17 protein-coding genes and 2 pseudogenes are annotated in these 19,489 nt (G+C 67.0%); 11 read left to right on the top strand and 8 right to left on the bottom strand.

Annotation, left to right across the window (positions count from 1 at the left end; translation table 11 throughout):
- The first annotated feature begins 303 nt into the window (after positions 1-303).
- The 5 genes and pseudogenes from ACFXIV_RS13565 to ACFXIV_RS13545 all read left to right on the top strand — a co-directional run.
- Positions 304-2,034, top strand: coding sequence for a 4Fe-4S binding protein (locus ACFXIV_RS13565; RefSeq protein ID WP_379399402.1), 1,731 nt, complete (start codon positions 304-306; stop codon positions 2,032-2,034).
- A gap of 16 nt (positions 2,035-2,050) precedes the next feature.
- Positions 2,051-2,167 (top strand): annotated as a pseudogene (locus tag ACFXIV_RS13560) (3-hydroxyacyl-CoA dehydrogenase); the annotation flags it as partial.
- A 333-nt stretch (positions 2,168-2,500) separates the two neighbouring features.
- Positions 2,501-3,844 (top strand): flavin monoamine oxidase family protein, encoded by a 1,344-nt coding sequence (locus ACFXIV_RS13555; RefSeq protein WP_379399403.1) that lies wholly within the window; start codon positions 2,501-2,503, stop codon positions 3,842-3,844.
- Complete coding sequence (locus ACFXIV_RS13550) at positions 3,841-5,187, top strand: flavin monoamine oxidase family protein (protein WP_379399404.1); 1,347 nt, start codon at positions 3,841-3,843, stop codon at positions 5,185-5,187. The genes ACFXIV_RS13555 and ACFXIV_RS13550 overlap by 4 nt, the downstream gene beginning before the upstream one ends.
- 264 nt (positions 5,188-5,451) lie before the next feature.
- Positions 5,452-5,862, top strand: a pseudogene (locus tag ACFXIV_RS13545) (transposase); the annotation flags it as partial.
- Here ACFXIV_RS13545 and ACFXIV_RS13540 read toward each other — a convergent pair.
- The 3 genes from ACFXIV_RS13540 to ACFXIV_RS13530 form a co-directional block, all read right to left on the bottom strand.
- Complete coding sequence (locus ACFXIV_RS13540) at positions 5,859-6,224, bottom strand: hypothetical protein (RefSeq protein WP_379399405.1); 366 nt, start codon at positions 6,222-6,224, stop codon at positions 5,859-5,861. The pseudogene ACFXIV_RS13545 and the gene ACFXIV_RS13540 overlap by 4 nt on opposite strands.
- Before the next feature lie 118 nt (positions 6,225-6,342).
- Entirely contained in the window at positions 6,343-6,882 is a 540-nt protein-coding gene (locus ACFXIV_RS13535; RefSeq protein ID WP_379399406.1) for a TIGR00730 family Rossman fold protein, read from the bottom strand.
- 48 nt (positions 6,883-6,930) lie between these two features.
- Positions 6,931-7,281, bottom strand: coding sequence for a nitroreductase/quinone reductase family protein (locus ACFXIV_RS13530; RefSeq protein ID WP_379399407.1), 351 nt, complete (start codon positions 7,279-7,281; stop codon positions 6,931-6,933).
- 101 nt (positions 7,282-7,382) lie between these two features.
- On the opposite strand from ACFXIV_RS13530, the gene ACFXIV_RS13525 reads away from it, so the two are divergent.
- Entirely contained in the window at positions 7,383-7,649 is a 267-nt protein-coding gene (locus tag ACFXIV_RS13525) for a hypothetical protein (RefSeq protein WP_379399408.1), read from the top strand.
- A 106-nt stretch (positions 7,650-7,755) separates the two neighbouring features.
- On the opposite strand, the gene ACFXIV_RS13520 is transcribed toward ACFXIV_RS13525, so the two are convergent.
- Both ACFXIV_RS13520 and ACFXIV_RS13515 read right to left on the bottom strand, forming a co-directional pair.
- Positions 7,756-9,003, bottom strand: a complete 1,248-nt coding sequence (locus ACFXIV_RS13520) for a glycosyltransferase 87 family protein (protein ID WP_379399409.1) — start codon at positions 9,001-9,003, stop codon at positions 7,756-7,758.
- A gap of 32 nt (positions 9,004-9,035) precedes the next feature.
- Positions 9,036-9,671 carry a TetR/AcrR family transcriptional regulator gene (locus ACFXIV_RS13515; RefSeq protein ID WP_379399410.1) on the bottom strand — a complete coding sequence of 212 codons (636 nt, stop codon included), beginning with the start codon at positions 9,669-9,671 and terminating at the stop codon, positions 9,036-9,038.
- Between the two features lie 174 nt (positions 9,672-9,845).
- On the opposite strand from ACFXIV_RS13515, the gene ACFXIV_RS13510 reads away from it, so the two are divergent.
- On the top strand, positions 9,846-10,781 hold the full coding sequence (locus ACFXIV_RS13510) for a metal-dependent hydrolase (protein ID WP_379399411.1): 936 nt from the start codon (positions 9,846-9,848) through the stop codon (positions 10,779-10,781).
- On the top strand, positions 10,781-11,920 hold the full coding sequence (locus ACFXIV_RS13505; protein ID WP_379399412.1) for a hypothetical protein: 1,140 nt from the start codon (positions 10,781-10,783) through the stop codon (positions 11,918-11,920). The genes ACFXIV_RS13510 and ACFXIV_RS13505 overlap by 1 nt, the downstream gene beginning before the upstream one ends.
- A gap of 34 nt (positions 11,921-11,954) precedes the next feature.
- Here the strand turns inward: ACFXIV_RS13505 and ACFXIV_RS13500 are convergent, their stop codons facing one another.
- The 3 genes from ACFXIV_RS13500 to ACFXIV_RS13490 form a co-directional block, all read right to left on the bottom strand.
- On the bottom strand, positions 11,955-13,670 hold the full coding sequence (locus ACFXIV_RS13500) for a BTAD domain-containing putative transcriptional regulator (protein WP_379399413.1): 1,716 nt from the start codon (positions 13,668-13,670) through the stop codon (positions 11,955-11,957).
- A gap of 161 nt (positions 13,671-13,831) precedes the next feature.
- Complete coding sequence (locus ACFXIV_RS13495; protein WP_379399414.1) at positions 13,832-14,854, bottom strand: AraC family transcriptional regulator ligand-binding domain-containing protein; 1,023 nt, start codon at positions 14,852-14,854, stop codon at positions 13,832-13,834.
- A gap of 123 nt (positions 14,855-14,977) precedes the next feature.
- The gene (locus ACFXIV_RS13490) at positions 14,978-15,379 is read right to left on the bottom strand and encodes a hypothetical protein (protein WP_379399415.1); all 402 of its coding nucleotides are present in this window, start codon (positions 15,377-15,379) and stop codon (positions 14,978-14,980) included.
- Positions 15,380-15,724: 345 nt separating this feature from the next.
- On the opposite strand from ACFXIV_RS13490, the gene ACFXIV_RS13485 reads away from it, so the two are divergent.
- The 3 genes from ACFXIV_RS13485 (at position 15,725) to ACFXIV_RS13475 (ending at position 19,488) form a co-directional block, all read left to right on the top strand.
- Positions 15,725-16,576: an SDR family oxidoreductase gene (locus tag ACFXIV_RS13485; protein ID WP_379399416.1), complete on the top strand. Its 852-nt coding sequence runs from the start codon at positions 15,725-15,727 to the stop codon at positions 16,574-16,576.
- 12 nt (positions 16,577-16,588) lie between these two features.
- Positions 16,589-17,857 (top strand): MFS transporter, encoded by a 1,269-nt coding sequence (locus ACFXIV_RS13480; protein WP_379399417.1) that lies wholly within the window; start codon positions 16,589-16,591, stop codon positions 17,855-17,857.
- A 92-nt stretch (positions 17,858-17,949) separates the two neighbouring features.
- Complete coding sequence (locus ACFXIV_RS13475) at positions 17,950-19,488, top strand: MFS transporter (protein WP_379399418.1); 1,539 nt, start codon at positions 17,950-17,952, stop codon at positions 19,486-19,488.
- Position 19,489: the final 1 nt, after the last annotated feature.

The raw sequence follows: 19,489 nt of genomic DNA, 5'->3' as shown, positions 1-19,489 counted from the left end.
TGCGGCGCAGAACTCGACGTGGTCAAGGATTGCCGCCGCCGATTAGCCGATCGGGTTATGCACCCTCCGCCACGACCGAAACCGCCGCTAGCCCAACAGGATTACCGGGCATTGCCGACGCCGCGGGTGCGTGGCAGCATCGCCCGCACCTGTTCGCTGGGCCCCTGCAAAAGTCGGCGTTCAGGCGTTCCTCACCTGGGGAAGCCGCGCCCCAGGTGAGGAATCCTTCGCCGGCCCAACTCGAGCCTGGACCGCTCGGCCGGACACGGCCCCGGTCCAGGTCGGTCAACCTGAGGACTGAAATTGCCTTACGTCATTACTCAACCGTGTTGCAACGACGCCACCTGCGTGGAGGTCTGCCCGGTGGATTGCATCCGCCCGAGGCCGGACGATCCGTCCTTCGCGGCCGCGGAGATGCTCTACATCGACCCCGATACCTGTATCGACTGCGGGGCCTGCGCCGACGCGTGCCCGGTCGACGCGATCGTGCCGGTCGACGAATTGACCGCCCGTAGCGCTCGATACGAGCAGATCAACGCGGACTACTTCCAGCGCTTTCCGTTGGAGTCCGACTGGGATGCATTCGGGGCGCCGGAATTCGATCCGCAGGAAGGCAATTCGCGCGGCAGTATTTCCGGCGAGTCCGAGACCACCCGGATTGCGATCGTCGGTGCCGGCGCCTCGGCGTGCTATGCCGCCAACGCCTTGACAGCGCGGCTCGGGGACGCGGTCGAGGTGGAGATGTTCGATCGCCTGCCGACACCGTGGGGACTGATCCGGGCCGGCGTGGCTCCCGATCACCAGGGCACCAAAAGGGTGACGGACACCTTCCGATCGGTGAACAAGCAGGCTGTGCGCCTGCACCTCAATGTCGACATCGGAACACACCTGACCCACGAAGAATTGATGGCGCACCACCACGCGGTGATCTACGCAAACGGCGCGAGCGGGGATCGGAACCTCGGAGTTCCCGGCGAAAGCCTGCCAGGATGCCATGGGGCCACCGCGTTCGTCGCCTGGTACAACGGCCACCCCGATTACGCGCATCTGAAGGTCGATCTGTCCTGCGAACGAGCCGTCATCATCGGCAATGGCAACGTCGCGCTCGACATCGCTCGAATTCTGGTCACCGACCCGAGCGAGCTGGCCGCCACCGATATCGCGGACTACGCACTGGAAGCCTTGCGCCACAGCGCCATTCGAGAAGTCGTGGTACTCGGCCGCCGCGGTCCGGCCCAGGCCGCGTACACGAATCCGGAGCTCCTGGCCCTGGGCCATATCCCGGGGGTCGACATCGTGGTCGATCCCGCCGAGCTTGTCCTCGACGACCGCAGTCGCGCCCTGCTGGACGACCATGCGGATCCCGCGACCGTGCTCAAAGTACAGGTCGTCGAGGAGTACGCGGCGCACACCGCACGCACCGGCGACAAGCGAATTGTCCTGCGCTATCTCGCCTCCCCCACCGAGGTACTGGGTCGCGATCGGGTCGAGGCTCTACACATCGTGCACAACAAACTCACCGAGGACGAGAACGGCCGACTCGCCGCCGCACCGACGGACCGCACCGAGACCATCGCCACCGGACTCGTCCTTCGCTCGATCGGATACCGCGGAATTGCGCTGCCTGGCCTCCCGCCCCTCACCCAGTCCGGCGCGCTCCCGAACATCCACGGTCGGGTGCTCGGCGAAAACGGGGTTCTCTTGCCCGGGGTCTACACGACGGGCTGGCTGAAACGCGGGCCTTCAGGCGGCATCGGCACGAACCGGCATTGCGCGAACGAGACCGTCGACATGCTCGTCGAAGATTTGGCCGCCCGCCTTCTACCCTCTCCATCCCACGACCGGCAAGCCCTCGCAGCCCTGGTCACCGAGCGTCGACCCGAAGCGATCGACTGGGCCGGATGGCAGGCAATCGACGACATGGAGCGTGACCGAGGGCAGGCGGTTGGCCGCCCTCGCAGGAAGATCATCTCGACTGCGGCAGCGGTTGCCGTCGCCCAAAGCCGTTCGCGCGCTGAGGGAGAGAGCAAATGAACATCGACAAAGCGGCCTCCCCCGCGTCGCCACCACCTCGCCCGGACTATATGAAACCCCGATGATGGCGGGCCTTCCCGAGGCTGCGCAGAAGTCGCTGGAGAAACAGGTGCCACACCCCTCCAGGCTCGGCAAGGCACGCCGAACGCCCGGCGCGGTGCCCCCAGCCACCGACCTGGCTGCGCTTCAAAAGAATCACGGACTTAGCCCGAAGGGCTAGTAGCTCCGCCATTTCTGTTGACGCAGTCGGGGGTGCAGAGCAGCATTATCTCGACGAAACTCACGAAAACAAATAGTTTTCCGGATATATTCAGCCGGCCGCTGGAGTATCGATACAAGAATTCCAGCCGAGATATTCGTCGCGATTTGATCGGGTTCCTCGTGATCCCACCGATTCACGGAGCGCCCGCAGGATCGGCAATCGGTCGATTCGATTGCCACAGAACAAGAGTGAGAGTGACATCTGATGCATTCCAATGAAGGGCTGTACGAGGACACGTACGACGCGGTGATCATCGGCGCTGGGTTCGCGGGTGCGATCGTCGCGCGCGAGTTGGCCAACCGTGGGCTGCGAACAGTGATCCTGGAGGCGCGCGATCGGATCGGCGGGCGAACCTGGACCATTCAGACCGACGACGGCGAACCCCTCGACATCGGTGGCACGTTTGTGCACTGGACTCAGCCCCAGTTCTGGGCCGAGGTCACTCGATACGGACTGACCGGCGACCTCGTCGACTCGATCGAGACACCGGCGGACTGGGTGCTGTCCCCCGCGGGCGGCGGTCTCGACTGGCGCACGGCCGAGCAGCACGCCGAAATCGAGAAGCATTTGATGGAGCGCTTCTTCGAGCAGTCGTGGACGGTCTTTCCGCGGCCGTACGACCCGCTGTTCGCCCGCGACGAGGTAGCCGCTCTCGACCATATGACGGTCCGCGATCGCCTCGATCAACTCGACTTGGCGGCGGATGACGACGCTCACTTGAGTGCCGTCTTGTCGGCGATGTCGTCGAACACTGCCGAGGAGACCAGTTACCTCTCCCTGTTGCGGTGGTGGGCGCTGACCGGTCACACCTACGAAGGACTGTGGTCGGCGCTGTCCGGCTACAAGCTGAAGCACGGCACCCTGCCGCTGCTCGATGCGATCCTGTCCGACAGCGGGACGGAGGTGAGGTTGTCCTCGCCGGTCAAGGGGGTCGCCTCCGACGAAACCGGTGTGCAGGTGACGCTGGCCACCGGTGAGGTGGTCAAGGGCCGCGTCGCGGTGGTGGCTACCCCGAGCGGGATTTGGCCGAATCTCCAGTTCTCCCCGACACTTTCGCCCGAACGACTCGAAGCCGCACGCGCCGGAATGCAGACACCGCGCGGATCGAAGGGTGTCGTTGTGCTCAAGGGCGAGCCGCGGAACATATTCATCAACGGCCGTCCGGGCGATCCGATCAACCTCTTGTGGACCGGGAAGCGGATCTCCGAGGATGAGCAGGTCGTGGTGTTCTACTGCGGTCCGTCGATGAAAGACCCGGAAGACCCTGTGGAGATCGAGGTGGAACTCACCAAACTGTTGCCGCATGTCGAACTCGGCGAATTGCATGCCAGCCTTTTCGGTCCTACCGATGAGTTCTCGCTCGGCGGCTGGCCGATGTTGAAGCCCGGCCAGCTGACCCGGTGGGAGCCCTACGAGAACTTCTCCAAACAGGAGGGCAGGGTGGTGTTCGCGACAGGCGACATTGCCTCGCACTGGACCTCGTTCATCGATGGGGCCATCGAGTCAGGGTTGCGCGCCGCCCGCGACGTTCGCGAGATTCTGCGATGACCGGGCAAACGCCTTCGGCGGCCTATGACGTGGTGGTGATCGGCGCCGGATTCGCCGGCGCCACGGCGGCGAGAGAGTGCGCGATCCGCGGTCTGCGCACGCTGGTGCTCGAGGGCCGAGATCGGGTCGGCGGGCGGATCTGGACTTCGCAACTGTCCGACGGCGAGACGATCGACCTCGGCGGGACGTTCGTGCACTGGTCTCAACCGCACACCTGGACCGAGATCATGCGATACGACCTCACCGGCGACGTTGTGGACGCCAATGCCGCACCCGCCGACTGGGTCCTCTCCGCCCATGGTGACGGACTGGAATGGACCACCGCCGAAGCACACGCGGAGCGCGAAAAGGCGCTGCTGGAGCGGTTTTTCGAGGATTCCTGGCGAGTCTTCCCCCGACCGTACGACCCGCTGTTCGCCGCCGACGCGGTGGCCGAAGTCGATCAGCTGACGGTACGGGATCGGATCGACCAGCTGGATCTGGCTCCCGACGACGCCGCGCACCTGAGCGCATTGTTGTCGACGCTGTCGGGCGAAGTGGCGGAAAAGGGCAGCTACTCCGCACTGCTGCGATGGTGGGCGTTGGTCGGTCACGGGTACGACGCTTTGTGGCTGGCTTTGGCGAGCTACAAGCTGAAGCACGGCATGACGAGTCTGCTCGACGCGATTCTCGCCGACGGTGGGGCGGAGGTCCGCCTGGCCGCACCGGTCAAGGGCATCACCTCCAGTGACACCGGGGTCGAAGTGACACTGGCTACCGGTGAGGTGGTCTCTGCGGGAGCCGCGGTGGTCGCAACACCGGCCGGCGTTTGGCCCTACCTGGAATTCTCGCCGGCTCTCTCGCCGGGACGACTCGACGCTGCACGCGCAGGGTTGCAGTCGCCGAGGGGATCGAAGGGCGTTGCAGTGCTGAAAGGCGAGACTCGTCGGATCTACGTCAATTCCCGGCCCGGCGACCCCCTTGCCCTGCTCTGGACAAGCCATCATCGATCGCAAGATGAGCAGGTCGCCTTGTTCTATTGCAGCTCCGCAATGCACGATCCCGACGACCCCGAAGAAGTCGGTGCAGCCATCCGTGCACTGCTGCCGAACGTCGAGGTTCTCGAGGTTCACAGCGGCAGCTGGGGCGCAGACGATGAGTTCACGCGTGGCGGCTGGCCGATCCTCTGGCCTGGGCAGCTTTCCCGTTTGGCACCCCATCGGACGCTGAGCAAACCGGAAGGACGAATTGCCTTCGCAAGCGGCGAAATTGCGTCGTTCTGGAGCTCTTTCATCGATGGCGCGATCGAATCGGGCATCCGAGCCGGCAGGGACGTGAGAAAGATTCTCGGGCTGACTTCATAGGCTGGAGAAGGCTCCCCGCCTCGACGATGTGACGAGCTACCGAACGAGCCCCGGACCGATCTGCGTTGGTTCGGGGCTCGTTCGGTGGTAATCGCCCATGATGATCACTCAGCATGTTTGACGGCGAGGACAGTGCGCGGCGTATATCCAGGGCCAGCATGACAGTTGTATCTCGTTGTGCTGCAGCCGTATTGATTCAGACAGGCTTCTTGTCCTGCCGGATGATGTTGTCGCTGAGGATGTTTCGGCATAGGGGTCAGGCTCTATCTGACCGGGATGCTGGCGCCGGTGGAGCGGAAGAACTCCTGGCCGTTGCCCGAGGCCGCGGGTGTGGTGGAGACGGGTGGGTTGCAGCACTTCTTGAACCGGTCCCACTGGGATGCCGATGAGCTGCGTGATCGGTTGCGTTCGTATGTGGCCAAGGCGCTCGCGGGCCCGGATCGTGTCCTGGTGGTCGACGAGACCGGATTCCTCAAGAAGGGAACGAAATCGGCCGGCGTCCAGCGTCAGTATTGGGGCACCGCTGGGCGGGTGGAGAACGGCCAGGGTGGCCCGTGGTATCGGCATATCACCCTCGCCGCCGCAGACTGGCGCAGAGGCCATCAAGCCCACTCCAGAAACCCCAGATACCAGCGAAAACGATTACACCGCAACGAAATACAACTGACGCGCTAATCGGCGTCGGCGGATTCGGCCGCCTCGGGCTCGACGGTGAAGACCGGGCTGCGCCCGCGGGCGTCCAGCCGGCCGTCGCCCCAGCTGGCACTGCCGTAGGCGTCGATATCGATGGCGTACGCGCCGGCGGGGAGCGCCTCGGGCAGCTGGATCGAGGTCCGATCCTGCCCGTCGACCAGCCCCAGATAGGTCCGGCAGGGCCGGGAACCGAGCGCCACCAGGAAGATTCGCGCTGATTCGAACCGCCGGTAGGCCGCCGCGTCCACCGACCAGCCCACCCCCAGCGACCGATGGGCCGCGTCGGTGAAATCGACGGTGACGCGCAGCGCCGAGCGCTCCCCGAGTCCTGCCCGGTCCTTCACGGCTGCCTCCTCGAGCACCCGGCCGGACGCACATCGATATGCCCGGGCAGATGTCCCACTGCAACCAGGCTGGCACGGACCCCGCGGCGCGGCAACGCGAATCCGCCCGGGGAGACGCTCAGCCGCGTCGTACCGCGTTCTCGAGATAGGCCATCGCGTGCGCACCGTCGGCGGCGAAGTACACGAGGTCGGCCAGCGGCAGCGGCAGGAAGCCCTCCGCCTCCATGCGCTCGAACTGCTGCATCAGCCCGTCGTAGAACCCGGCGGTGTTCAGCAGGACCACCGGCTTCCGGTGCATCCTATGCTTTTTCATCTCGAGGATCTCGGTGGCCTCGTCGAGGGTCCCGGTGCCGCCGACCATGATGACCACGCAGTCGGCGAGCTCGAGCAGCTTCGCCTTCCGCGCGGCCAGATCGGGGGCGATGATCATCTCGTCGGCGTTGGCACGCGCCTTGCCGCGCAGGAACTCCGCCGACACCCCGACCAGCCTGCCGCCGCTGTTCTGCACCCCGTCGGCAACGACCTTCATCAACCCGGCTTCGGACCCGCCCCACACCAGCGTGTGCCCGCCCTTCCCGATCAACTCCGCGAACTCGCGGGCGGGCCCGGTGTAGCGCTCGTCGAGGTCGGCGGCCGACAGAAACACGCAGATGTTCATGCAGCCACTGTATTGCCGAAATGGGCCGCGGCCCGGCCGCGGTGGCGCTCAGGCCTTGTCGTCGAGGGTGACCCGCACCGAGACCCGGCCGTCGTCGCGCTGGGTCACCGCGTGGCCCGTGCGGTCGACGCCGTTCAGGTGCAACGAGATCGGCCCGCCCTCGCCCTGGAAGTTGCGCCACCAGCTCTTCTTGTCCGGCATGCCGACGCCGATGACGAGTTCGTCGCCCGAACGCCAGTAGTTGACCGGCGTGGAGAAAGTCTTGCCCGAGCGGCGGCCCGTGTAGGTGATGACGACGAATCCGCGGCCCATGAGCGGGCCGATCACCGGGAGCTTGGTCAGCGCCACGATACCGGCATTGACCCCGCCCACAACCTGTGCCACAACATTTTTCACCATGTGCGCCCTCCTGTTCCGGGGCACGGTAGCACGGGTGAGATCGGGGTCCGGGGCGGCGGACCGCCCCGGACCGGCGGCTCTACGGGAGGAACCACTTCGCGATGAGGGTGTTCACAGCGTCGATGAAGTCGCCGATGAAGTGCGGAATCATGGGCCTTTCCTCCTTTGTGGAAAATTCTGAACAAATAACCGTTACCAGTCGGTTCGTACCTGAACCGCCAACGGTGCTGATCACCTATTCGTTGCCGGAGACTGGACGGATGGCAATCAAATCCATTCCTGCCGGAATAGTCCGGGAAATGCCTTGGAAAGGAACAAAATTCGCCGCCGGACCGCACCTTTCACCGCTGACAGCGTGTTTGCTATGAATTTCCTAGGCTATCCCTCTCCGGTACCGCATCGTCACGGCAAATCACGATGAATAAATCGGAGTATTCGATCAGCGACCATGGCCCGCCGCGAATCTCGTGTATGTCAGCCGACGCGGATCGGATCCGCGACCGATGCCCCGGGCCGCTCGACCTCGGCGCGGCGCGCCACCGACAGGCCGTACAGCAGGGCGAACCCGTACACGATCACGTGGGCGTTCTCCAGAATCGGCTCGGTGTGCCAGGGTTTGGGCAGGACGAAGACGCCGACCGAGGCGAAATCCGGAGTCCACTGGTACGTCCATGCCCCGGTGGCCACGAACAGCAGCGCCGCCGCGAGCCACCACGGCGGCCGGGTCTGCGCCCGGTGCACGAGATGGACCAGCAGCGGGACGAACCACACCCAGTGGTGTCCCCACGAGAACGGCGACACCGCGCAGGCCGTCATCCCGCCCAGCGTGACCGCGAGCAACCGCTCGCCGCAGCGGTCCAGCACGGCGACGAGCGTCAGGCCCACACCCGCCACCACACCCCCGAGGATCAGCCACAACCAGACGGGCGCGCCGCCCCCGGTAAGGTGCGCGAGCACTCCCCGGACCGACTGGTTGGCCGGCTCGGTGTCGGGCGCGATGCGCTCGGAGTGGAAGAAGGTCGAGAACCAGTACTCGCGGGATTCACCGGGTGAGACGAGCCAGGCCAGGGCGACCGTCGCCGCCAGCGTCACCGACGCCGTCGTGGCCGAACGCCATTGGCGCAGCACCAGATACTGCACGATGAAGAAGGCCGGCACCAGCTTGATCCCGGCGGCCACCCCGACGCCGAGGCCACGCAGCCGCCCGCCCTCGGGCCGTGCGAAGTCCCACAGCACCAGCAGCATGAGCACCAGGTTGATCTGCCCGTAGAACAGCGTGGTGCGCACCGGTTCGAGGAAGACGCACGTAATCGCCAGCAGCGCACCGATACTCGCCACGCGTGCGTTCATCCGGTAGCCGAGCATCCGCCAGCACAGCAGGACACAGGTATACAGCACACCGAGATTCACCAGCAGGAACGCAGCGGTGATCCAGGCCGCGGGCACGGCGAGCCCCGGGATGAACGCCATGGCCGAGAACGGCGTGTAGGTGTAGAGCAGCCCGCCGACGGTCTCGTCCCGATACAGCGAATGCCCGTGCAGCAAACGCCAGGCACCCTCACGGTAGATGTGCACATCGAGCCCGCCCGCGAGAATTCCCGCCTTCTCCAGCCAGGGATCGACCGTCGTGAACACCAGCACCAACGCCAGCAACGCACTCAGTGCGAGCACGAAAAGCGTTGCACCGGAGCGGGAAACCTCCATCGAGCGTGAATCCGACACAACCAATTAGCCTAGTGAATAACCTGGCGTGATCACGACCGCCCGTTCGGCGCACCCGACACGGTGCTCGCCTGGGCGATGATCGCCGACCCCATCCAGCGGCGCAGATACCGCCGCAACTCCGCGTCTTCGCGCGGCGGATTGCCCGGCGAGATGAAGAACGACTGCATGGTGCGCAGCAGGAATTCCACCAGCTCGCGCAGGGATTCGTCGTCGTAGCCGTAGTGCCGCCAGTCCACGTCGAAGCGTTTGATCATGGTCATGCCGAAGGCCTGCGCCTCCGCGGAGGTGATGCCGGCGGGGTCGGCATTGGAGTAGGTGGCGGCCAGCAGGATGCCCAGGTGCGGCGTCCGGCGCACCTCGGCGAGGGTGTAGACGACGCCCTCGGTCATGGCCTCGACCGGATCGGTCATGCCGCTGACCTGCGCGGCCAGCCGGTCCAGGAAGTCGTCCACCGAGGCGATGGCCGAGGCCCGCATGAGCGCGTCCGCGCTGGGGAAGTACCGGTACACGGTCTGGCGGATCACCCCGAGCGATTCCGCGACGTCCGCGATGCTGATCTCCGCACCGGTGCGCGCGATCAATTCGACTGCGGCGGCGACGATTCGACGGGATGCCTCCTCGTCGTTCTCCGGCGGACTCCCGCCCCACCCGCGCCTTCGTGCCACGGCCCGACCGTAACACGCGGGATCGTCCCGTCCAGTACGGCATACGGTCTGAGCTGGGTTTTCCAATCATACACTTGTACGCGCCTGTGTATGTTTGTATGTTCACAGCGGCATCGGAGCGCTCGACCGGGCCACCGGACCCATCCACCGCCAGAAGACGAGGTATCGCCCGACATGACGGATTTGATTGTGCGGAAGCTGACGTTCGCGTTCGAGGAACACGACGTGCCGTTCCTCTGGAATCCCGAGAACCCGGCCTTCTCCAGCATGGCCAACGCGGTGTCGTTCCTGGCCATCGGTTTCGAGAAGATGATCGTGCAGATGATCACGCAGGCCAAGCCGCGATTCACCGACGCCGCCGTCGCCGAGGAGGCCGACGCCTTCATGCGGCAGGAGGGGCAGCATTCGACCGCGCACCGGCAGCATGTGCGCGGATTGATCCGCGCCTATCCGGGATTGCAGGAGACCCTTGACGAGGTGGTCGGCGAATTCGACCGGCTCACCGCCGAGACACCACTCGAGTACCGGCTGGCCTACACCGCCGATCTGGAAGCCACCTTCACCTCGGTCTTCAAGCTCATGCTGGACAACGAGGCGACGCTGTTCCGGCCCGGGGACGACCGGGTCGCGTCGCTGTTCATCTGGCATTTCGTCGAGGAGGTCGAGCACCGAAGTTCCGCGCTCATCATCTTCGATTCGCTGGTGGGCAGCGATCTCTACCGCATGCGGGTGGCGCCGTCCATCTTCCGGCATGTGCTGCGGGTCGTGCGCATCGCCTGCGCCGGATTCAACAAGCATGTGCCACTGGAGGATCGGAAGATCGACGCCATGTCGATGTTCGCGACCTACCGCTACCAGCAGTTGCTGGGCAAGCTGGTGCCGCGCTTCGCGCTGCCCTACGCGGGCCCGGGGCCGCGCGCCTTCGACGACCTGCCGCTGGGCGAGCAGCTCACCGCGCTGCGCGGCATCATCCGCAGCCAGCTGCCCAACCATGATCCGGCACACGAGAACACACCGGCGCTGGCCGATGTGTGGTTCGAGCGCTACCGCAACGGGTATGACGTCACGCGCTGGTACACCGCGGAGGCGACCGGGGCGGAGGCGAACTGATGGCCGGCCACTGCGCACCCACCTTCGACCAGCTCGCCCGATCGCTCGGCTTCTCCTGCGATACGGCGGGCGGGCTGGTCGAGGTGAGAAACCCGCTGGCACTGGAGAACTGGACGCTGCCCGTTCTCGAGCTGACCGTGATCCTCGGCTCGGTGCTCGCGCTGGTGTGGGCCATCGTGCGGCTGCGCCGCCACGGCGATCCCACCAACCTGGTGCTGTGGTTCGGCGCGACCGCGTACCTGTTCATCATCGAGCCACCGTTGTATTTCCCCGCGGCGTTCGGTATTTCGGGGCATGTGGACACGATGTTCGCGCACAACGTCTTCACGGTGGATTTCCTGTGGGGGCGGTTGCCGCTCTACATCGTGGCGATCTATCCGTTCATGGCGACGCTCGCGTACGAGATCGTGCGCATGCTGGGGGTCTTCCGGACCTACGGTGCGATCGCCGGGGCGGCCTGCGTCGGATTCGTGCACCACGCGTTCTACGAGATCTTCGATCAGATCGGGCCGCAGCTGCGCTGGTGGGAGTGGTCGACCTCGAACCCGCTCAACCAGCCCATGTTCGATTCGGTACCGCTGTCGAGCGTGGTGGTCTTCGCCGCGCTGTGGCCGATGTCGCTGGCGTTCTGCGTGTACTGGTTCGTCGGGCGCCGCGTCGACGGCGGCGAGCGCTTCACCGGCTTCCAACTGGTCTGGCGCACCATCGTGATCGGCCTGCTGGCCTCACTCGGAACCTTCATCCTCCCGCTGCCCGCCACCGTGCTCGGAGCCGGCAGCACGACCGTCCGCGGCATCATCTACGCGCTCGAACTGATCGTTCTCATCCTGGCGGCGATCGTGCTGATGTACCGCCAGTGGACGCGCCGACGACAGCCCGGATCGGCCGACCCCGGCTACGACAACCGGTTCGTCCGCGCCTACAGCGTGGTCTACCTGCTCGTCATGGCCGTCCTGTGGGCCACCGCCCTCCCCGACTTCCTCGACGCCACCGGCGGAGTCACCCGCAACGGCGACCCCATCGGCAACCTCTGGTACACCCTCGCCTGCTTCGCCATCGGCATCCTCTGCATCGCAGCCGTTTTCACCCTGCCCACCACCGCCGTTTCGGAGAAGAAGGATTCACCCGCGACTGCTTGATCGAATGCGGTACCGGCGCACCCGATCCCGGTGACTACGCGACGCTCTGCTCGGAGCAGACGGTGGAACCGACGAAAGCCCGGATGGTTTCCAGCATCCGGTAGCGGCGGCCGTCGAACTCGACCAGGGATTTGTTCACCAGGCGGCTCAGCGGGCCCAGGATGTCGCCGGGGCCGACCTCCTGGAGGGTTTCGAGGGTCGCGCCATCCGGGAACAGCCAGAGGCGTTGGGCCAGGCGACGTTCCGGGGCGGCAAGGGTGTCCCAGCTCCATTCGATGGCGGTGTAGAGGGAGCGGTGCCGTTCCACGGCGGAGCGTGTGCCGGCCAGCAGGCGGAAACGGTCGTCGAGGCGGCGCAGGATCTGGGCGGGGGTCATGGTGTGGACGCGGGCGGCGGCCAGTTCCAGGGCCAGCGGGATGCCGTCCAGGCGGCGGCAGATGGCGGCGATCGTCTCGTAGTTCTCGTCGGTCAGGGTGAAGCCGGATCGGACCGCGCGGGCCCGGTCGAGGAACAGGTGTACCGCGGCGGAGCCGAGGGCCTGCGCGGGGGCCGATCCGGGTGGCGGCGACGCCAAAGGCCGGACCGGGAACAGGGTTTCGCCATTGATGCCGAGGGGCTCGCGGCTGGTGGCCAGCACCGTCAGGTCGGGGCAGCGGCTGAGCGCGTCCGCGACCAGCTCCGCGATATCGAGCACGTGCTCGCAGTTGTCGAGGACGAGCAGCAGCTTCGCGCCGACGGCCGGGCGGTGAATCGGGCAGGCGTGCAACGAATTCGGCTCGGCGCGCAGCCCGAGCCCGGCCAGCAGGTGCTCGCCCGCGGTGGCGGCGTCGCCGATCGCGGCCAGCTCGACCAGGCGGCAGCCGTCCGGCCAGTGGGGGGCCAGGCGGGTGGCGGCCTCCAGGGCGAGGCTGGTCTTGCCGATCCCGCCGGGACCGGTCAGGGTCAGCAGCCGGGTCGAGGGCAGCAAGGTCGCAAGGCGGTTCAGGTCGGGTTCGCGGCCGATCAGGCTGGTCAGGCGGACCGGCAGGGCAGGCGCGGGAGCGGCTGCGGGGCCCTCGCCGCGGTCGAGGGCGAGGACCAGCTCGCGGGACGGCGGCACGCCGAGCTCGCGGCGCAGCTGCGTACGGGTGGCGTCGAAGACCTCCCGGGCCCGGCCGGACCGGCCGGCGGCGGTCAGCGCATGAATCACCCGCACCGCCAAGGACTCTCGCAACGGCTCGTCGCGGAGTTCCGCCTCGAGGGAGGCGACCAGCTCCCGTGCCCGGCCCAGTGCGATGTAGGCGTCGGCACGGGCCTCGACCGCGTGCAGGCGCAGCTGGTTCAGCCGGTCCGCGTGCCAGTACAGTTCCGGATGATCGGCCAGGTCCGCGAAGGCCGCACCGCGCCACAGGCCGAACGCGACATCGAGGGTCCGGGCGGCGGCGGCGACCTCACCGGCCGCCAACCGGCCGATGCCCTCCTCGGCCAGGCGCGTGAAGCGGTGCATGTCGATGTCGTCGGCCGCGACGCGCAGCCGATACGCGCCGCCGTCCGATTCCACCGCCGCGTGCTCCGGCAGCACCGCGCGCAGCCGTTTCACCAGTGTCTGCAGGGCATTCGCCGGATCGGCCGGCAGGCTGTCGCCCCAGATGGCGCCGATCAGCGCGTCACAGGTCGTGGCCCGGCCGGGCTGCAGGGCGAGCAGTGCCAGCAGCGTGCGCACCCGCGGACCACCGACCCGTTTCACCTGCCCGTCGGCCGAAATGCCCACTCCACCAAGGAGCGTTATCTGTCCCACACGTCCCTCGCTCGACATCAACCCACTCGATTCGGCTCCCCCGCATCGTCAGTTTCATGGGACGACCGGTCCGTGGACGAGGGTTGATTGCGCCAATCACAAGGCAAAAACGTGCCAATCCGGACGAGAGTGCGTCAGTCCTGCCACCGTTCCACCGCGCGGCGGGCCGACCGAAGATCCTTGTAACCGAGTAATTCCGTCTGTTCCGACCGGGTGAGCGGGCCGTCCACCGCGGCCTGCTCGTACCGTCGGCGCCGGGCGCGCTCGAGCTCGGTGCGCCAGGTCGTGCCGTGCTCGGCCAGGCGCCGCTGCAGTGAGCGGCGGCTCAGGAACAGGCGGGCGGCGACCTGGTCGATGGTGACCGAATCCTGCTCCAGGGCAGCCGAAATGACCAGGCCCAGATGGTCGGTCCAGGTGGTGGCGCGCGGCGGCGCCACGGGCTGGGTGGTGGCCGCGTACCGCTGCAGGATCTCGGCCAGCCGCGGGTCCGCGGTGCGCAGCGGGCGGGCCAGATCGGCGGTGCTGACCGTGATGCTGTCCGCGGGTGCGCCGAAATCGATGGCGTCGGTGGCGAACAACTCGACCAGCCGGTCGTGGTTGCGCGGCGCCCGCTGGTGGAACGCGATACGGACCGGGCTCACCGGACCGTCCATGACCAGCCTGCTGCGCGTGAAGATCGCGGCCAGGCCCCACTGCGCGGCCAGCTCACGGCCCCGGCCCTCGCCATTGATCATGCCGATCTCGAAGGTGACCTCCTCCTCGGTCTCGAGGCCCGGCTCCATACGGAAGTTCGTGGTGATGGCCCCCAGGTACGTTCCGCACATTTCCAGCCCGGCCCCCAGCGTCGGCGCGGTGCTGAAGAGATAGTCGTACAAACCCACTTGGCCCAGGACGTACCGCTCGGCGATATCGAGCGCCGCGTCCGGGTTACCGAGCCCGTGCTCGACCACCTCCCAGGTGCGCAGGTATCCGGCACTGGGGACGCGATACTCCTCGCCGTCGCTCAGCGACCAGGTGGGTACTCCCGAGTCCCGGGTGAGCTGTCGCGGTTCCAGTCCCGCGGAAACCGCGTGCCGCAGTATCGATTGCGGCAGCCGGACATTGTCGGTCGCCTCGACCTGCACGCGGAGCTCCTCCGCCGCCGAAACCGCAACCATCGGCCTACCTCCCTGCCTCGCGCACACACCAGGTTCAGCGCGTTCTCCCTCACATAGCTTGTGGCGCGACGGGATCCGGAACAAGAGCGATCGTCGAGAAGAGCGGTTCAGCCCAACGGCGGCCTACTGTGCGAAGCAGGTGCTGCCCAGGTTGACCCCGGCGCCGCCGACCTGCACGGTCGTCGTGGCGGGCGCCTGGTCACCGGTGGTGAACAGGGCCGTGATGACGTGGGTGCCGGTGGTGGAGGGTGTCCAGGCCAGCGAGGCGGTGTTGCCGGAGACCTGGAGGTTCTGGTTGCTGCGGATCGGATAGTCGTTGTCCATGAAGGTGATTCGGTAGGCGTCCTCGTCCACGGTGGCGGACACCTGGTAGCTGCAGCCGGTGCCGTAGCCGCCACCCACGCCGGGGGCGACGGTGACCGCGGTGATGGTGTGCGCCGCGGCCTGTGGCGCGGTGACGACCAATCCGGCTGCGACGGAGGCTAAGACGGCGATCGGGGCGACGCGGTGCGCGGTATGCGACATGGTTGACTCCTTCAGTTGGTACGGACGTCGGTGCGGTGGAACGGCTTTCATATAACCGGACGACCACTGACGGTGATCTCGGGGACCTCCTCGCGCAGTCCCGAGGCTCGGCGATGCAGCCGTCGGCGGTGCGGAAGGTGTCGACCACGGCGGTGCAGCGGTCGCCGTCATGCCCCGCAGTTTGCGGGACCATCCTGGCAAAGCGCTGTCAGCGCGATGGCACCGTCGGGCGGCCTACCCTTGCGCTCTCGACGTGATCGGTGCAACAGGCTAAGCTGACCGACTTATGAGTCAGTCTGCTTGCTTCGGATGGCGGAGACGAGCGAAAACCCAGGAAGGAACCTCATGTCTGAATCAGATCTGTTCAGCGGCCGGACCGCCGTGGTCACCGGCGCGGCCGGCGGGATAGGAGCCGCGCTCGCGGCGGAGCTCGGCGCGCGCGGAATGTCGGTCGTGCTGGCCGACATCGACGAGATCGGTGTCCGGCGGGCCGCGGCGGAGCTGCGCGAGAGTGGGGTACGGGCGCTCGGCTACGGGGTCGATGTGGCGGATCCGGGGTCGGTGGCGGAGCTGGCGGCGGCGAGCTATGCGGAGTTCGGATCGGTCGAATTGCTGTGCAACAACGCGGGGGTGCTGCTGTTCGGGCCGGTCGCCGACGCGACGATCGGCGACTGGCGGTGGCTGTCGTCGGTGAATGTGGAGGGGATGCTGAACTGCCTGCACGCCTTTCTCCCCCGCATGAGCCGGGCCACCGGGTGGCGGCACGTCATGAATACCGCGTCCACGCACGCGTTCCTGCCGGACACCGCCACCAGCGCGCTGTACAGCGCCACCAAGCACGCGGTCGTCGGCGTCACCCTCGGACTGCGGAGCGAGCTGGCCGATGACGGCATCGGCGTCACCCTGCTGTGCCCGGGACAGGCGGCGACCCGCATCCTCGACGCACAGCGCAATCGGCCCGACAGTTTCGGGCGGCGGGCGCGGGAACCGTTCGGCACCGGAGTGATTCCGCTGGCGATCGAACCGCACGACGTCGCCCGGGCGGCAGTCGACGGGATCCTGCGTAACGAACCCCTGGTCTTCGCGCTGCCAGAGTTCACCCGCGACACCTTCCGCAGTCAGGTCGAGGAGATGTGGCGGCTGGCCGATGACGCGCTCGCCGCTCGGGTCGAAACACCATGCCCTTCCGGCGATTAGCGCGAGCACCAGATGGACGAAAAGCTCGCTCCCGCCGCCGCGATGCGCACCCCCGACGGCGCTCCCCCGGCCGACCGCGCGCTGAAACGATTGCTGGCCTCGGTGCCCTTCGCCAGCGCGAGCTCCGCATTGGGCTTCGCGGTGTCGGGATACTATCTGGCACTTCAGGTTCAGGCCGTCGACGCCGATGCCAAGGTCGGCAATCTGGCACTGGTACAGGCGGCCGGCGCGGTGGCCGCCATGGTCGCCCAGCCGCTGATCGGGGTGCTGTCCGATCGCACCCGCACCCGGGCGGGGGCCCGCTCCCCGTGGATTCTGCTCGGCGCGCTGATCGGTGCGGCCGGGCTGATCACCGCGGGACTGTCGACCACCATCGCCTGGCTGGTGGTGGCCGCCATGACCATCCAATTCGGTTTCAACGCCCTGGCGGGACCACTGTCGGCCATCCTTCCCGACCGGATTCCGATCCCGTTGCGCGGCCGGTATTCCACGCTGTCCGGATTGGGATCGATCGCCTCGGCCATTGTCGGACCGGTCCTCGCCTCGCTGTTCGCCGACCGAATTCCGCTGGGGTACTTCAGCGCGACCGGCGTGATCCTGGTGATCGTCGTGGCCTTTCTCGCGGTGAATCCGGAGGCTGACAATCGCGGCATCCCGCGACCCGGATTCTCGGTGCGGGACTTCCTCACCGCCCTGTGGGTCGATCCTCGCGAACATCCCGATTTCGGCTGGGCCTTCCTCGGACGCCTGTTCATTTTCGGCGGCTATTTCATGGTGCTCACTTATCAGCTGTATCTCGCGCAGGGCTACATCGGGCTCAGCACCGGCGAAGCCGCCAAGGTGGTGCCGCTGGTCGGCGTGGTGGGCCTGCCCGGATTCCTGGTGGCCATCGTGGTGGCGGGGCCGTACTCCGATCGCATCGGCCGCCGCAAACCCCTGGTGCTGGTGGGTGGGCTGATCGTCGCGGCCTCGACGCTCATTCCGCTCGCCGCCCCGACGGTGGCCGGACTGTTCGCCTCCGGCGCGGTGACGACCATCGGCTTCGGCATTTTCACCGCGGTCGATATCGCGCTGGTCTCCGAGGTGCTGCCCGCCAAGGACGACTTCGCCAAGGACCTGGGCATTCTCAATATCGCCACCACCCTGCCCAGCGTGCTGGCCCCGGCCATCGCGGCCGCGATCGTGCACCTGTCCGGCAGCTACGGCGCGGTCTATCCGACCGCGGCCATCGTCTCCGCCCTCGGCGCGTTCGCGGTGCTGCCGATCAAGAGCGTCCGCTGAGGACGCGGGGAACCCCTCCGAACACCGAAAACCCTTTCAGGGCAACGGCTTCACCCTTCTCCACTCACAATCCCTCGAAAGGACTCCCTGTCGTGACCTCCTCTGCCTCCTTCGACGGCACCGAACCCGCCCAGCAGGTCGAACCACCGGGGATACCGCAACCCGGCTGGAATTGGCGCGCGGTCTGCTCGCTGGCCGCGCTGGTCGCCGTCGTCGAGACGCTCGCCCTCAGTTACCCGCTGGTGCCGATGGCGGAACCCGCCATCACGGCGCACTTCCATACCACCCAGGCCGGCTGGGTGATGACGTCGTTCCTGCTGGTCGGCGCCGCCACGGCGCCCCTGCTGGGCAAGCTGGCCGATCTGCACGGCAAGCGCCGAATCCTGCTGAGCTGTCTGGCATTGTCGGCGGCCGGTGCGTTGATGTCCGCGCTGGCGCCCAGCTTCGCGATCCTCCTGGCCGGGCGCTGCCTGTTCGGACTGCTGGTGCCCTGCCTGTTCCTGAGCTACTCGCTGGTCCGGGATATGTTCCCGCCCAAGATTATTGCGCTGGCGGTGTCCATCGTGACCTCGGCGGTGGGACTGGCCGCCATTCCCGCGCCGTATCTGACCGAACGACTGCTCGACGATCACGGGTATCGCACCGTCTTCGGGTTCTTCTTCCTGGTCACCGCGTTCGCGGGGGTGGCGGTGGCGGTCACCACGCGGGAATCGACTGTGCGGCTGCCGGTCCGGGTGGGCGTGCGCGGCGCGGCGCTGCTCGGTCTCGGACTGGTGATCGTGCTCATCGGGGTGTCGCAGGGACCGGCGTGGGGTTGGGTCACGCCGTCCACGCTCGCCTGCCTCGGCGTCGGCGCCGTGCTGATCGTCGCCTGGCTCGCGACCGCGGCCCGGACCGGGGACGCGATGGTCGACATCAGGCTGTGGCGTCGTCGCCCGGTGCTGCTCACCGCCCTCGCCGCCGGATGCGTCTATGCCGCAACGGGTTTGTACGCCATGGTGCTGCCGATGCTGATCCGGACCCCGGCCATGCTCGGGCTGGGCTACGGCTTCGGCGTGACCCCGAAGGGCGTCGCCGAATATCTGGCGCCGATCGGACTGCTGAGCGTGGTCGGCGGTATCGCGGTCGGTGTTCTCGCCGGCCGCCGGCTGATCCGGCCCGGTCTGCTGCTGGCGCTCGGAATGCTGTCGACCGCAATGGGTTCCGCCCTCACGGCGTATTCCCACGACAGTAAGGACCTGCTGCTGCTCTTCGCCGGGCTCGTCGGCCTCGGCACCGGCCTGGCGTACGCGGCGACGCCGAATCTGCTGATCGCGGCGGTGCCGCCCGGTATCCAGGCGTCGACGGCAGCGCTGGTCAGCGTGTGCCAGACCGTGATTCCGGCGATCGCGCCGATCATCGCGTTCTCCATGATGAACGGTTCCCATGTCGCCAAGCTGCCGCCGATGATCACGCGGATGCTCAATGGCGCGGTCGTCTACACCGAAGCGGGACTGAAGATCGGATTCCTGATCGCGGCCGCGATCGCCCTCGCCGGGCTGCTGTTCGCACTGCTGCTGCCTCGCGCCATCGAGCAGGTGAGCATCGGGGCGATCGCGCCCGAACCCGCCTCGCCCGAACAGGCGGGCTGAC

It is taken from the genome of Nocardia sp. NPDC059236, assembly GCF_042754085.1.
Classification (GTDB): Bacteria; Actinomycetota; Actinomycetes; order Mycobacteriales; family Mycobacteriaceae; genus Nocardia.
Note: the sequence above shows the minus strand (reverse complement) of the source record. Positions and strands in the feature narration are given on the sequence as shown.